12 protein-coding genes are annotated in these 13,567 nt (G+C 72.5%); 7 read left to right on the top strand and 5 right to left on the bottom strand.

Features of this window, described 5'->3' with window-relative positions:
- Positions 1-27: 27 nt before the first annotated feature.
- The 5 genes from ACIO3O_RS31940 (at position 28) to ACIO3O_RS31920 (ending at position 5,499) form a co-directional block, all read left to right on the top strand.
- On the top strand, positions 28-576 hold the full coding sequence (locus ACIO3O_RS31940) for an AAA family ATPase (protein WP_401752109.1): 549 nt from the start codon (positions 28-30) through the stop codon (positions 574-576).
- Between the two features lie 98 nt (positions 577-674).
- Positions 675-1,202, top strand: a complete 528-nt coding sequence (locus tag ACIO3O_RS31935; RefSeq protein WP_401751957.1) for a DinB family protein — start codon at positions 675-677, stop codon at positions 1,200-1,202.
- Positions 1,203-1,439: 237 nt separating this feature from the next.
- Positions 1,440-3,743 (top strand): acetate--CoA ligase family protein, encoded by a 2,304-nt coding sequence (locus ACIO3O_RS31930; protein WP_401751955.1) that lies wholly within the window; start codon positions 1,440-1,442, stop codon positions 3,741-3,743.
- Positions 3,744-3,861: 118 nt separating this feature from the next.
- Entirely contained in the window at positions 3,862-4,704 is an 843-nt protein-coding gene (locus ACIO3O_RS31925; RefSeq protein WP_401751953.1) for an enoyl-CoA hydratase/isomerase family protein, read from the top strand.
- A gap of 78 nt (positions 4,705-4,782) precedes the next feature.
- Entirely contained in the window at positions 4,783-5,499 is a 717-nt protein-coding gene (locus ACIO3O_RS31920) for a flavin reductase family protein (protein WP_401752108.1), read from the top strand.
- Positions 5,500-5,564: 65 nt separating this feature from the next.
- On the opposite strand, the gene ACIO3O_RS31915 is transcribed toward ACIO3O_RS31920, so the two are convergent.
- Together ACIO3O_RS31915 and ACIO3O_RS31910 are read right to left on the bottom strand one after the other, a co-directional pair.
- A complete protein-coding gene (locus tag ACIO3O_RS31915) occupies positions 5,565-6,458 on the bottom strand; it encodes a hypothetical protein (RefSeq protein WP_401751951.1) in 894 nt (297 codons plus the stop codon).
- Positions 6,459-6,501: 43 nt separating this feature from the next.
- Positions 6,502-7,839, bottom strand: coding sequence for an MFS transporter (locus ACIO3O_RS31910; protein ID WP_401751949.1), 1,338 nt, complete (start codon positions 7,837-7,839; stop codon positions 6,502-6,504).
- A 70-nt stretch (positions 7,840-7,909) separates the two neighbouring features.
- Here ACIO3O_RS31910 and ACIO3O_RS31905 point away from each other — a divergent pair, with 70 nt between their 5' ends.
- Positions 7,910-8,965: a GlxA family transcriptional regulator gene (locus ACIO3O_RS31905; RefSeq protein ID WP_401751947.1), complete on the top strand. Its 1,056-nt coding sequence runs from the start codon at positions 7,910-7,912 to the stop codon at positions 8,963-8,965.
- Between the two features lie 291 nt (positions 8,966-9,256).
- On the opposite strand, the gene ACIO3O_RS31900 is transcribed toward ACIO3O_RS31905, so the two are convergent.
- From ACIO3O_RS31900 to ACIO3O_RS31890, 3 genes are all read right to left on the bottom strand, one after another.
- Complete coding sequence (locus ACIO3O_RS31900; RefSeq protein ID WP_401751945.1) at positions 9,257-10,414, bottom strand: MFS transporter; 1,158 nt, start codon at positions 10,412-10,414, stop codon at positions 9,257-9,259.
- Between the two features lie 115 nt (positions 10,415-10,529).
- Positions 10,530-11,579 (bottom strand): Zn-dependent alcohol dehydrogenase, encoded by a 1,050-nt coding sequence (locus tag ACIO3O_RS31895; RefSeq protein WP_401751943.1) that lies wholly within the window; start codon positions 11,577-11,579, stop codon positions 10,530-10,532.
- On the bottom strand, positions 11,576-12,514 hold the full coding sequence (locus tag ACIO3O_RS31890; RefSeq protein ID WP_401751941.1) for an SDR family oxidoreductase: 939 nt from the start codon (positions 12,512-12,514) through the stop codon (positions 11,576-11,578). Before ACIO3O_RS31890 ends, ACIO3O_RS31895 begins: the two co-directional genes overlap by 4 nt.
- 85 nt (positions 12,515-12,599) lie before the next feature.
- Between ACIO3O_RS31890 and ACIO3O_RS31885 the strand changes: the two genes are divergently transcribed.
- Entirely contained in the window at positions 12,600-13,526 is a 927-nt protein-coding gene (locus ACIO3O_RS31885; protein ID WP_401751939.1) for a cyclase family protein, read from the top strand.
- Positions 13,527-13,567 lie beyond the last annotated feature (41 nt).

Here is a 13,567-nt window from a genome sequence, read left to right as displayed (position 1 = left end):
GCCGGGCCCGGGCCGTAGGGTCCGTATCTGCGCGAAGACTCCAACGCAGCAGGTCACCGGCCCGGTGCCCTCCTGATCAACGGCACCGTGGGCGTCGGCAAGACGACCGTCGCCGAGAACCTGGGCGACCTCCTCGCCGACGCCGGCGTGCCGCACGCCGTCCGCGACCTCGACCGGCTGTGCCAGTCGTGGCCCGCACCGCCGGACGACCGGTTCAACGCGGCCCTGACCGCGCGCAATCTGCGCAGTGTCGCGGGGAACTGCCTGGCCGTCGGCGCGGAACGGCTGATCCTCGCGGGCGTCGCCGAGAGCCGGGAGGACCGCACACGGTACGCCGAGGCGGTCGGGGTGGACCTCACGGTGTGCCGCCTGCGCGTCGATCTGCCCGTCAACCACCGCCGCCTCGCACACCGCCACACGGACGACCCCGCGTCCCTGGACTGGCACCTTGCCCGGGCTGGCGAACTGGCCGCGATCCTCGACCGGGCCGCCGTCGACGACTTCACCGTCGACGCAACGACCCTGACCGCCAGGGACGTTGCGGCCGAGGTCGCGCGGAAAGCAGGTTGGTTGTAACCGGTGCGTTCGCGCATCCCGTGGGGCATGATCTCCGCACGGCGTCGTCCGTACGCGTTGTCCGTACGTGTTGTCCGTCCATGTGAGAGGGGCCGCAAGTGACCGATGGAACCGGGTGGCAGGACATGTCCCTGAACCTCTTCCGCCGCCTACGGACCGAGCTCAACGAGGCCGTCAAGGGTCTCGACGATGCCGGGCTCGTCCACGTCCCCTCCCCCGGCACCCACTCCATCGGCTGGCTCGCCTGGCACATCGCGCGGGGGCAGGACCGGGATCTGTCCGAGCTGCTCGAGGTTCCGCAGCTCTGGCTGACCGACGGGTGGGCGGACCACTTCCACCTTCCCGCCGATCCCGCCGACACCGGCTTCACGCACTCCCGCGCCCAGGCGGCCGCCTTCCGCGCGCCGGGCAGCAAGGATCTGCTCGCCTATCACGACGCCGTCCACGGCCTCGTCGAGCGCTACTTCGCGGACGCCCCCGACAGCGACCTGGGCCGGGTCGTCCCGAGCCCCACCCTGCGCGACACCGACACCGTCCAGGAGCGCCTGCAAGGGCTCCTCGCCGACTCCTTCGCCCACGTCGGCCAGATCGCCCTGCTGCGCGGGCTGCTCCCGGCGGCCGTCTGAGTCGCGCGCAGCGCAGCGCTCACAGCGCCCGCCGGTCGGGCCCGCGTCGGGGCCGACGGGCGGGCGTTCCGTCGCGCGCGCCCGCCCCGAGCGCCCGTGCCGGGCAGACCTCCCGGACCCGCCTCGGAACCGGGCCCTCCCGCCCTGTTCCTGACGGACCGTCAATTCAGTAATCTGACACAGCGTCAGTGAATTGCCATTCCGGTCTCCGAACAACGAGCAGGAGCGGGCTCAGCGATGCTTGGATCAACACACGGCACCCTCACCTCCGGCCTCCGCGCCCGCGTCGTCGCCTGCGGGGACGACGCCCGGTCCGCCTCCGTCCACGGCACGACCGCCGCCGCGACCAGGACCCCGGGGGCCTGCGCCCCGGTCGCCGCCGACGTCGCCGCCTCCGGAGCAGGCACCGCGGCCACCGTCGACCTGGACGTCAGCGGGCGCCCGCTGTACGCCCCGGTCCCGGACCTGGACCGGTTCTTCCGGCCCGAGTCCGTGGCCGTCGTCGGCGCCTCCGACGCCGAGGGGCGGCCCAACACCGGGATCACCCGCCAGCTCCTGGCCTGGGCCGAGCGCGTGGGGGCCCGCCTGCACCCCGTGCACCCAAGCCGGGAGTCGGTTTTCGGGCTGCCCTGCGTGCCGTCCGTGTCCGAGCTGCCGGAGCAGGTCGATCTCGCTGTGCTCCTCGTGAAGGATCCCCTTCCGTTGGTCGATCAACTGGCGGACGCCAAGGTGAAGTTCGCCGTCGCCTTCGCTTCCGGTTTCGCGGAGACCGGTGAGGACGGGGCCGCCGCCCAGGAACGCCTGGCCGACGCCGTCGCCGCCACCGACTCCGGGCTGCGCCTCCTCGGCCCGAACACCAACCTCAACGCCTTCGAGGAGTTCCGGGACGACCTGGACGGTCCCTCCATCGCCCTCATCACCCAGTCAGGCCACCAAGGCCGTCCCGTCTTCTCCCTCCAGCAGCTCGGGGTGCGGCTCTCGCACTGGGCCCCCACCGGCAACGAGGCCGATCTGGAGACCGCCGACTTCCTCTCGTACTTCTCCCAGCTTCCCGAGGTGGGCGCGATCGCCGCCTACATCGAGGGGCTGAAGGACGGCCGCTCCTTCCTCCTCGCCGCCGACCGCGCCGCCCGCAACGGCGTGCCCGTCGTCGCCGTCAAGGTCGGGCGGACCGAGACCGGGGCTCGTACCGCCGCCTCCCACACCGGGAAGCTGACCGGCGCCGACGACGTCGTGGACGCCGCGATGCGGCAGTTCGGCGTGATCCGGGTGGACGGACTCGACGAACTCCAGGACACCGCCGCCCTGTTGGCCCGCGCCCGCAAACCCCGGGCCGACGGCGTCGTCGTGTATTCGATCTCGGGCGGCACGGGCGCGCACTTCGCGGACCTGGCGACGGCGGCGGGGCTGCACCTGCCGACCCTGGACACCGCCAAGCAGGCGGAGCTGCACGAGTGGATACCGGAGTACCTGAACGTGGCCAATCCGGTCGACAACGGGGGCCACCCCGTCGGCGACTGGCGCGGCCGGAAGATCATCGACGCGATCCTCGCCGACCCGGCGGTGGGGGTGCTGATCTGCCCGATCACCGGCCCCTTCCCGCCGATGAGCGACAAACTCGCCCAGGACCTGGCGGACGCCGCCGAGGCGACGGACAAGCTGATCTGCGTGGTGTGGGGGTCGCCCGTCGGCACCGAGGCCGCGTACCGCGAGACGCTGCTCGGCTCCTCCCGGCTGGCCACCTTCCGCACCTTCGGCAACTGCATCACCGCCGTCCGCGCCTACCTCGACCACCACCGCTTCACGGCCTCCTACCGCTCCCCCTTCGACGACGCGCCGCGCACACCGTCCCCCTCGTTCCGCAAGGCGCAGGCACTGATGCGCCCGGGCCAGCAGCTCAGCGAGCACGCGGCGAAGCAGTTGCTGCGGGCGTACGGCATCCGCGTACCGCGCGAGCAGCTGGTGACCAGTGCGGCGGCGGCCGTGCGGTCGGCGGCGCAGGTCGGCTACCCGGTCGTGATGAAGGCCTCCGGCCCGCAGCTCGCCCACAAGACCGAACTCGGCCTGGTGAAGGTCGGGCTGACCTCGGCCAGCCAGGTCCGGGACGCCTATCGGGAACTGACCGACATCGCCGCGTACGAGGACATTCCCCTGGACGGCATCCTGGTCTGCCAGATGGTCGCGCGGGGCGTGGAGATGGTCGTCGGCGCGGGCCGCGACGCGCTCTTCGGGCCCACGGTCACGGTCGGGCTCGGCGGTGTACTGGTGGAAGTCCTCGGGGACGCCGCCGTGCGCGTACCCCCCTTCGGGGAGCCGGACGCGCGCGCGATGCTCGGCGAACTCCGGGGGCACGCCCTGCTGGAGGGGGTCCGGGGGGCGCCCCCGGCAGACGTGGACGCGCTCGTCGAGGTGATCCTGCGGGTGCAGCGGATGGCCCTCGAACTCGGCGACGAACTCAGCGAGTTGGACATCAACCCGCTGATGGTCCTGCCGCGCGGACAGGGCGCCGTGGCTCTGGACGCGCTGGCCGTCTGCCGTTGATGCTTCGGGGATCACGGTCCTCACCCGACTCCGCGCTCCCCGCCGCACCCGCCGCCCTTCTCCCCACCGCCGCACGCGCCACCCCTCTCCCCGCCTCCCGAACTGGAGCCGTACCCCCATGACTTCCCCCTCCTCGGACTCGCCGGACAGCTCGTCACTGTCCGTGCATTCATTGATACTCCACGCCACTGACAACGGGGTCTCCTGGATCACCCTCAACCGCCCCGACGCCATGAACGCCGTCACCTGGGACCAGCGGGAACGCATCATCACGCTGCTCGCCGAGGCCTCCGCCGACCCCGAGGTCCGCGCCGTCGTGATCACGGCCACCGGCAAGGGCTTCTGCGCGGGCGCGGACCTGCGCAGCGGCGGTCCGGCCGCCCCGGCGCACGACCGCGTCCCGGGCGACGTCGCCCGTACGATCCGGCTCGGCGCGCAGCGACTGATCACAGCCGTGCTCGACTGCGAGAAACCCGTGATCGCCGCCGTCAACGGCACCGCAGCCGGCATCGGGGCCCACCTGGCGCTCGCCTGCGACCTGGTCGTGGCGGCCGAAGGGGCCAAGTTCATCGAGGTGTTCGTACGGCGCGGGCTCGTCCCGGACGGCGGCGGCGCCTACCTGCTGCCCCGCCTGATCGGCCCCCAGCGCGCCAAGGAGCTGATGTTCTTCGGCGACGCGCTCCCGGCGGCGGAGGCCGAGCACCTGGGCCTGGTCAACCGGGTCGTCCCGGCCGACGAGCTGAAGAAGACCGCCCGCACCTGGGCCGAACGTCTGGCCGCAGGTCCGACCCGGGCCCTCGCGCTCACCAAGCAGCTCGTCAACGCGTCCCTCGACTCCGACCGCACCACCGCCCTCGCCGCCGAGGCCGCCGCCCAGGAGATCAACATGACCACCGCCGACGCCAACGAGGGCGTGGCCAGCTTCGTCGAGCGCCGCACCCCGCGCTACCGGGGCCTGTGACCGGGGCGCCATCGGCGCCCGTACCGAGGGCCCGCACGTCTTCCTATCTGACGACCCGTCAGCTTCAATGGGAGGGTGATGGGACACGCAGGGATGGCGGCCACCGCCGTCCGATACCTCAGGTCCGTCGGCGCCTCCACGGTCGCCGAGCCGCAGCCGGTTCCGGCACTGCCCCGCCCCGACCTGCGGGCCGTTCGCCCGGACGAGAGGCTTCCGCTTGATCCGGTCGAATTCCGGCGCGTGCTGGGGAACTTCGCGAGCGGCGTCACCGTTGTCACGTCACCGGGCAGCGTGTCGCCGGGCAGCGCTTCACCGGGCAGCGTGTCGCCGGGCAGCACCGCACCGGGAGCGGTGGGCGCCGTAGGACCGGACGAGGACGGATCACCCGCCGGGTTCGCCTGTCAGTCCTTCGCGTCGCTGTCGCTCGACCCGCCGCTGGTCGTCTTCATGGTGGCCCGTACGTCGACGACCTGGCCGCGCATCGCCCGCGCCGGGGTCTTCTGCGTCAACGTCCTGGGCGCGCACCAGGGCGAGCTGTGCATGGCCTTCGCCCGCAGCGGCACGGACAAGTTCGCGGGCGTGGCGTACGACGCCGCGCCGGTGACCGGCTCGCCCCGTCTGGCCGGTGTTCCGGCCTGGATCGACTGCACGATCCAGACTGTGCACACCGGGGGCGACCACCTGATCGTGGTCGGCCGCGTCGAGGCCCTGGACGCGGCCGCACCGGACGCCCCGGAGAGCGCGCCCCTGCTCTTCCACCGGGGGGCGTTCGGCGGGTTCGGCGGGCGGGGCTAGCTGCCCGGGGGCCCGACTGCGGCCTGGGCCGGCCCCGGCCGGGGCTAGCTGTGGGCGGGGTCCGGCTAGAGGCCCCAGGTGGCCTCGACCGTCGTCTTGGCTCCGCCGAAGACGACCACGTGGCCCTTGTCTCCGTACTTCTGACGACGCCACTCCCCGAACGCCTTGGCCTGGGCCTCGCAGATGTTCTCCTCCGGGTGGCCGCAGTGGGAGGCGATGCGGGCCTCCATGATGTCGCTGTGCTCCGGCTTGCGGATCTTGACCATGCGCATCCGCTCGGCGAGTGCGTCGTCCGTCTTCGACGGCGTGGACTTCACGTACGCGGTGAACGCGGTCTTCATGCCGTACCAGCGGTGCGATCCGACGGTGGGGACGCCGTTGACCCGCTTCGGCTCCTGCGACGGGTCGCCCTTCCCGTCATCGGGGCCCCAGCACTCGCTCGGGCCCTCCGGGAGGCCGTCGTCCCCCGTGCCCGGGTCGGAGGTCAGGTCTTCCCCCGTACCGCCGACGTCCTCGGAGGTCAGATCCTCGCCCGCGCCCCCGATGTCCTCGGAGGTGAGGTCCTCCCCGGCACCACCCACGTCCTCCGACGTCAGGTCCTCACCCGCACCGCCGACGTCCTCGGAGGTCAGATCCTCGCCCGCGCCGCCGACGTCCTCGGAAGTGAGGTCCTCCCCGGTGCCGCCGACATCCTCCGACGTCAGGTCCTCCCCCGTACCGCCCACGTCCTCCGACGTCAGATCCTCGCCGGAGCCGGAGCCGGAGCCCGAGCCCCCGCCTCCCCCCGTCGTCGCCGTGTTCGGCGTGCTGCCGTCCGGGCAGACGATGCCCTCCCCCGACGCGACACCCCCGGCCCGTTCCGTACCGCAGGACGTCAGCGCCGTGGCGCACAGCGCGGCGGTCGCCGCCGCAAGCACCACGCGTCGAGCCGTACGTATTCCGTTTCCGTTCCCGGTCATGCATCCCCCCACTTTCCCCTGGTCAGGGGCCTGGTCAGGGTGTCTATCCTGCCAGTTGGGGCTTCGCCGACGGCCGCTTTCGGATGATGAGGGCCATCAGCGCGGCCATCGCGCAGAGCGCCCCCGACGCGTACCAGACCACGTCGTACGACCCGAACACGTCCCGCGCGACCCCACCGAGGAACGCCACCAGCGCCGCCCCCACCTGGTGCGATGCCAGCACCCAGCCGAAGACGATCGCGCTGTCGTCACCGAAGTACTCGCGGCACAGCGCGATCGTCGGCGGCACGGTCGCCACCCAGTCCAGGCCGTAGAAGACGATGAACAGCACCATCGGCGGGTGGACGGACGGGGCGAGGAGGACGGGCAGGAAGAGGAGGGAGACGCCCCGCAGCGCGTAGTAGATCGCGAGCAGGCGGCGGGCCTCGAAGCGGTCGGTGAACCAGCCGGAGGCGATGGTTCCGATCACGTCGAAGACACCGATCACCGCGAGCAGCCCGGCAGCCATCGGAATCGGCATGTGGTGATCGTGCGCCGCCGGTACGAAGTGGGTCTTGACCAGGCCGTTCGTGGACGCCCCGCAGATCGCGAAGGTTCCGGCGAGCAGCCAGAAGGGGCCGGTGCGGGCCGCCGAGAACAGCACCTTCACCGCCCGGCGCGCGGCCCCGAGCTGCGGCGCGGGCTTCGGCACGAACTCCGTCGCACCGTACGGGGCGAGCCCCACGTCCGCCGGGTGGTCGCGCAGCAGCAGCCAGACGAACGGGACCACGACCAGCGCCGCCAGCGCGACGGTGATCGAGGCGGGCTTCCAGTCGTAGGTGTCCACCATCCAGGCCAGCAGCGGCAGGAAGACGAGCTGCCCGGAGGCCCCGGCGGCGGTCAAAATGCCGGTGACCAGTCCGCGCCGGGCCACGAACCACCGGTTGGTGACGGTCGCCGCGAAGGCCAGCGCCATCGAGCCGCTGCCCAGGCCCACCAACACGCCCCAGTAGAGGACCAGTTGCCAGGCCGCCGTCATGGTGACGGTGAGCGCCGCGCCGACGGCTATGACGGTGAGGGCGCAGGCCACCACCCGCCGGATGCCGAACCGGTCCATCAGCGCGGCCGCGAACGGCGCGGTGAGCCCGTACAGCGCGAGATTGACCGAGACCGCGAAGCCGATCGTGCCGCGCGACCAGCCGAATTCGCTGTTCAACGGCTCGATGAGCAGACCGGGGAGCGAGGCGAAACCGGCCGCGCCGATGATCGTCACGAAGGCGACCACGGCGACGAACCAGGCGCGGTGGATGCGCGGGCGACGGGTCTTGTGGGGAGGAAGGGAGGGGAGGGGCGCGGTGGGGAGCGGCTCGGACGGCCGTACCGGGGGTGTCGTCTGGGTCACGGGAACAGCTTCCGGGAGGCGGCCTCGGCGATCGAGTGGCCCGAGGGACAGCATTCGCTACGATCGGGCCATGCCCTTCGATGACGATGCCGATGTCGATGCCCATGTCGGTGCCCAAGCTGATGCCAACCCCGCCGCCGCCCGCCCCCGCAGGCTTCACCGCGTCGCCGTCCTCGCCCTCCCTGAGGTCATCCCCTTCGAGCTGGGCATCCCGCACCGGATCTTCGGGCGGGCGAACGACGCGGACGGTTCGCCGCTGTACGAGGTCGTGACCTTCGGGACGCGGCCCGGTCAACTGCTGCGCACCCAGGCCGACTTCCAGCTGTACGTCGAACACGGGCCGGAAGTGCTGGCGGAGGCGGACACGGTGCTGGTCCCGGCCGCGTACGAGCCCCCGCGCCTCTACAGCGAGGGGCTGCTGCCCGAGGAGGTCGCCGAGGTCTTCCGGCAGGTACGGCCCGGGACGCGGCTCGCGTCGATCTGCACCGGGGGGTACGTTCTGGCCGCCGCCGGTCTCCTCGACGGTCGGCCCGCGACCACGCACTGGCACTGGGCGGAGCACTTCCAGCGGCTGTTCCCTGCGGTACGGGTCGACCCGGAGGTCCTGTACGTCGACGACGGCGACGTGCTGACGTCCGCCGGGGTGGCTGCGGGCATCGACCTGTGCGTGCACATGGTGCGGCGGGACTTCGGGGCGGCCGTCGCCAACGACGTGGCGCGGCGCAGTGTGGTGCCGCCGCACCGGGACGGCGGGCAGTCGCAGTACATCCGACGGCCCGTGCCGGAACCGCAGTTGGCGACGACCACGGCGGCCCGGGCCTGGGCGCTGGGGCATCTGCACGAGCCGATCCAGCTGCGGGACATGGCCGAGCAGGAGTCCATGTCGGTGCGGACCTTCACCCGGAGGTTCCGGGAGGAGGTGGGGGTGAGCCCGGGGCAGTGGCTGGCGCAGCAGCGGGTGGAGCGGGCGCGGCATCTATTGGAGTCGAGTGATCTGTCGATGGAGGGGGTGGCGAGGGAGGCGGGGTTCGGGACGGCGCAGTCGATGCGGGGGCATGTGCAGGGGGCGCTGGGGGTGTCGCCGACGGTGTATCGACGTACGTTCCGTACGGGGCGGGTGGGTTGACCTCCCGGGGGCTGGCCCCCGTGCCCCGGGCCGCCGGGCCCCGGGCCCCCCTCGGGCCGCCGGGGTTGCCAGGACCGCCGGGCTGCCGGGGCGGGCCTTGGCCCTCCTTGTGCCGCGCCCGGCACCCCCTTGCCTGCGGCGCTCGCCCCAGCCCCGCCCCTTCACCTAAACCCGCGGGGCTGTTGCACGGTTCCGTGCGGGTGAGTCGTGGCTGGCGTTTTGCGCAGTTCCCCGCGCCCCTGAAGGGGCGCCGAGCCCCCGGCAGGAACAGCAACCCCCACCGAGCCCCGACTAAACCCCCCGCGACTCCCCCACCGCCGCCACCCCCACCAACCCCACGCACAGCCCCGCCCCCCACAGAATCGCCGTCGACGGGGCCGCCACGCTCTGCACCACCCCCGCCAGCACCGCGCTCGCCGCGTACCCCGCGCCCACCGACGCGTACATCAGTGAGTACCCGGCAGCGAAAGCACTCCGCGGCAGTGCCTCCTTCAGCGACAGGCTGCGGGCGATCTGGACGGCCGACTGGAACACCCCCGCCACCACCAGCCCCACCCCGATCCACAGCATCTGCGGCACCAGCGCGATCGCCGCCACCACCAGCGCCACCCCCACCAGCAGCACCAGCGACTGCCGGGACGGGTTCCCCGGCCAGGTGCGCAGGCCGTAGACGTACGCTCCCACCGCCGCCGCCACCGAGTAGGCGGCCAGCAGAGGTCCGGCCCAGCCCACCGCCACGCCCCGCTCCTCCAGCAGCGCCGGAAGGACCAGTTCCGCCAGGGCGAGCAGGGACAGGCCCGCCGCCCCGGTGACGTACAGCGGCCAGGCGGCCGCGAGGGTGCGGGCCATCGACACCCCGCCCCGGTCGCCCTCGTCCGCGGGCCAGCCGGCGGGCAGCGCCCACAGGCCCGCCCCCGCCGCCGCCATCAGACCGGCGGCCAGGTACATGGGCACGACGGGGTCCAGGCCCAGCGCCAGGCCGGTCGCGATCGCCGGGGAGGCCGCCCAGATTCCGTACGACAGGATCGCGTCCGCGCTGAACGCCTTCGCCACCGCCGACTCCTCCACCATCGAGGTCAGCAGCGCCCTGGTCCCGCCCGGCACCGCCCCCGGCGCCCCACCGGCCAGCGCGGCCAGTATCCCCAGCACGATCGGGTGCGCCCCCGCGCACAGGCCGAGCCCCGCGAAGGCCAGCGCCCCGACGGCCAGGCCCGCGGCGAGCGCGGGGCGGGCCCTTGCGGCCTTCAGCCGGGGGCCGAGGAGGGAGGCGCCGACGACCTCCCCGACCACGTACACGGCGGCGAGTGTCGCCCCGATGCTGTAACCGCCGGGCCGCTCCCGCAGCAGCAGGACCACCGCGAGCGGAGCCATCGCCACCGGCAGCCGGGCCGCGACGGTGACGCCGGCGAGGGTGAGGAGGGGGCGGGTGGCCAGGGCGCGATAGCTCATGCCCGGACCGTATCCACGCCTCCTCGCCCTCGCTCAACCCCTTTTCCCGAGGCCCGTTCTTCGCTGCCACGTCCCGATCGCCCACAACGCCCGAGCCCTCACGACGCCCGCCCCCTCAGAACGTCAGCACCCCCCGCGCCACCCTCCCCTGCTCGGCGTCCGCCGCCGCCTTCGCGAAGTCCTCCACCGGGTAGGTCTCCGTCACCAACTCGTCCAGCAGCAACCGCCCTTGCCGGTACAGCTCCGCGTACAGCGGGATGTCGCGCTGCGGCCGCGAGGACCCGTACCGGCAGCCCAGGATGGACTTGTCCAGGAACATCGCGGCGGGCAGGAAGGTCGCCTCGTCGGTCGGCGCGGTCATGCCGAGCAGGATCGCCTGGCCGTGCCGGTCGAGGAGATCAATTGCCGTACGTATGAGGGATGTTCGGCCCACGCACTCGAAGACGTGGTCCGCCCCCGTCGGCAGGACGTCCCGCACCCCGTCCGTCGACGTGAGGAACTCCGTCGCGCCGAAGAGCCGGGCCGAGTCCTCCTTCGCCGGGTTGGTGTCGACCGCCACGATGCGCGAGGCGCCCGCGATGCGCGCGCCCTGGATGACGTTCAGGCCGATGCCGCCGGTGCCGATGACCACGACCGTGTCGCCGAGCGCCACCCGTGCCCGGTTGAGGACCGCGCCCACGCCCGTCACCACGCCGCAGCCCATCAGGGCGGCGGACGGGAAGGGGATCTCGGACGGGATCTTGATCGCCTGGACGGCCTTGACCAACGTCCGTTCGGAGAAGGCGGAGTTGGAGGCGAACTGGTACAGCGGGTTCCCGCCGCGCGAGAACGGCTGTCCCGGCATCCCGATCGCCTTGCGGCACATCGTCGGCCGCCCCCGGTCGCACTCCGCGCACGCCCCGCAGCCCGCGAGCGTGGAGAGCGCAACGTGGTCGCCGGGGGCCACGTGCGTGACGCCCGCGCCGACCGCCTCCACCACTCCCGCGCCCTCATGGCCCAGCACCACCGGCACCGGGAACGGGATGGTCCCGTCGGTCACCGAGATGTCGCTGTGGCACAGGCCCGCCGCCCGGATGCCCACCAGCACCTCACCGGGACCCGGGTCCCGTATCTCCAGGTCGTCGACCACCTCGACCTGCTTGCCGTCGAAGACAACCGCCCTCATCGGTCTCCCCCTCCACGCTGCGCCGCATTGGGTCGTTCCTGCTTAGCCGCCGCCTCGCGCATGGCCTCCAGCTGCGCGAGCATCGGCATCGGGTCCGTGCCCACCGTCCCGGGCAGGAAGTCCGCGATCGACTCGGGCGTCCAGGAGCCCGACTCGGCGTATCCGGCGCGCAGTTCACGCGGCTGCGCCCACACCGCGATCTTGGGCCCGGCGATCGTGTAGACCTGCCCGGTGATGCCCTCCTCGCGGGCCCGCTCGGACAGGAGGTAGACGACCAGCGCCGCCACGTCCTCGGGCTCGCCGATCTCCTTCAGTTCCATGGGTACGTTCGCGGACATGCGGGTACGGGCCACGGGCGCGACCGCGTTCGCCGTCACCCCGTACTTGTGCAGGCCCAGTGCCGCGCTGCGGACGAGCGAGATGATGCCGCCCTTGGCCGCGCTGTAGTTGGCCTGGGCGACGCTGCCCTGGTGGTTGCCGCTGGTGAAGCCGATGAGCGTGCCCGAGCCCTGCTTGCGCATGACCGCGGAGGCGGCCCGGAAGAGGGTGAAGGTGCCCTTCAGGTGGGTGGCGACGACCGGGTCCCACTCCTGCTCGGACATGTTGAAGAGCATCCGCTCGCGCAGGATTCCGGCGACGCAGACGACGCCGTCGATCCGTCCGTACTGGGTGAGGGCGGTGTCCACCACCCGCTGCCCGCCCGCCATGGTGGAGATGTCGTCCGCGACGGCGACCGCCTCGCCGCCCGCCGCCTCGATCTCCTTGACCACCGCCGCCGCGACCTCGCTGGTCGGCTCGGCGCCCTCCATGGAGACGCCGTAGTCGTTGACGACGACCCGCGCGCCTTCCGCCGCGCACGCCAGCGCCACCGCCCGTCCGATCCCGCGCCCCGCTCCGGTCACCGCTATGACCTTGCCGGTCAAGAAGTTCCCCATCACCACGCCTTCCCAATGTTTCTGACGGACCGTTAGATTTTAGAACCCGTACGACGCCCCGGCACAAGACCCAGGAGGCCCGGACATGTCACTGCCCGCGGAGTTCCACGACATCGCCAAGCGCGTCAACAACTGGGGGCGTTGGGGAGCCGACGACGAGATCGGCACGCTCAACCTGATCACCGACGAGGTGGTGCGGGAAGCGGCGCGGACCGTGCGCACCGGCCGCCGCGTCCCGCTCGCGCTGCCCCTCCAGCAGGACGGCGTGCAGACCGGCGTCATCCCGGGCCGGGTCAACCCGCTGCACTCGATGGTGCAGATCAACCAGGAGCTGTTCGGCCCCGGCACGGTCGCCACCAGCGACGACGCCGTGACCATGGGCCTCCAGGCGGGCACCCACTGGGACGCCCTCACCCATGTCTCGCACTCGGGGAAGATCTACAACGGCCGCCCCGCCGACACCATCACCCCGCACGCCCGTTCCGCCTTCAGCGGCATCGCCACGGCCCGGCACGTCGTCTCGCGCGGCGTCCTGCTGGACGTGGCCCGCGCCCGGGGCGTCGAACGGCTCGCCGGGGACCACGCGGTGACACCCGAAGACCTGGAGGCCGCCGAGGAGTTGGCCCGCACCAAGGTTCAGGCGGGCGACATCGTGCTCGTACGGACCGGGCAGATCCAGGTGTACCTGGGCGGCGACAAGCACGGGTACGGGTATCCGTCGCCCGGTCTTTCGATCCGTACGCCCGCGTGGTTCCACGCCCGGGACGTCGCCGCCGTCGCCAACGACACCCTCACCTTCGAGATCTTCCCGCCGGAGATCGAGAACCTCTGGCTGCCGGTGCACGCGCTCGACCTGGTCGAGATGGGGATGCTCCAGGGGCAGAACTGGAATCTCGAAGAGTTGTCCACAGCCTGTGCACAAGAGGAGCGGTACGCGTTCCTGCTGTCCGCGATGCCGGAGCCGTTCGTCGGCGGCACGGGCACACCGGTCGCGCCGGTCGCGATCCTCTAGGACCCGCGGGGCGCGTCGCACGCCCGTACGGCACGACGCGA

It is taken from the genome of Streptomyces sp. NPDC087440, assembly GCF_044744005.1.
Lineage (GTDB): Bacteria > Actinomycetota > Actinomycetes > Streptomycetales > Streptomycetaceae > Streptomyces.
Note: the sequence above shows the minus strand (reverse complement) of the source record. Positions and strands in the feature narration are given on the sequence as shown.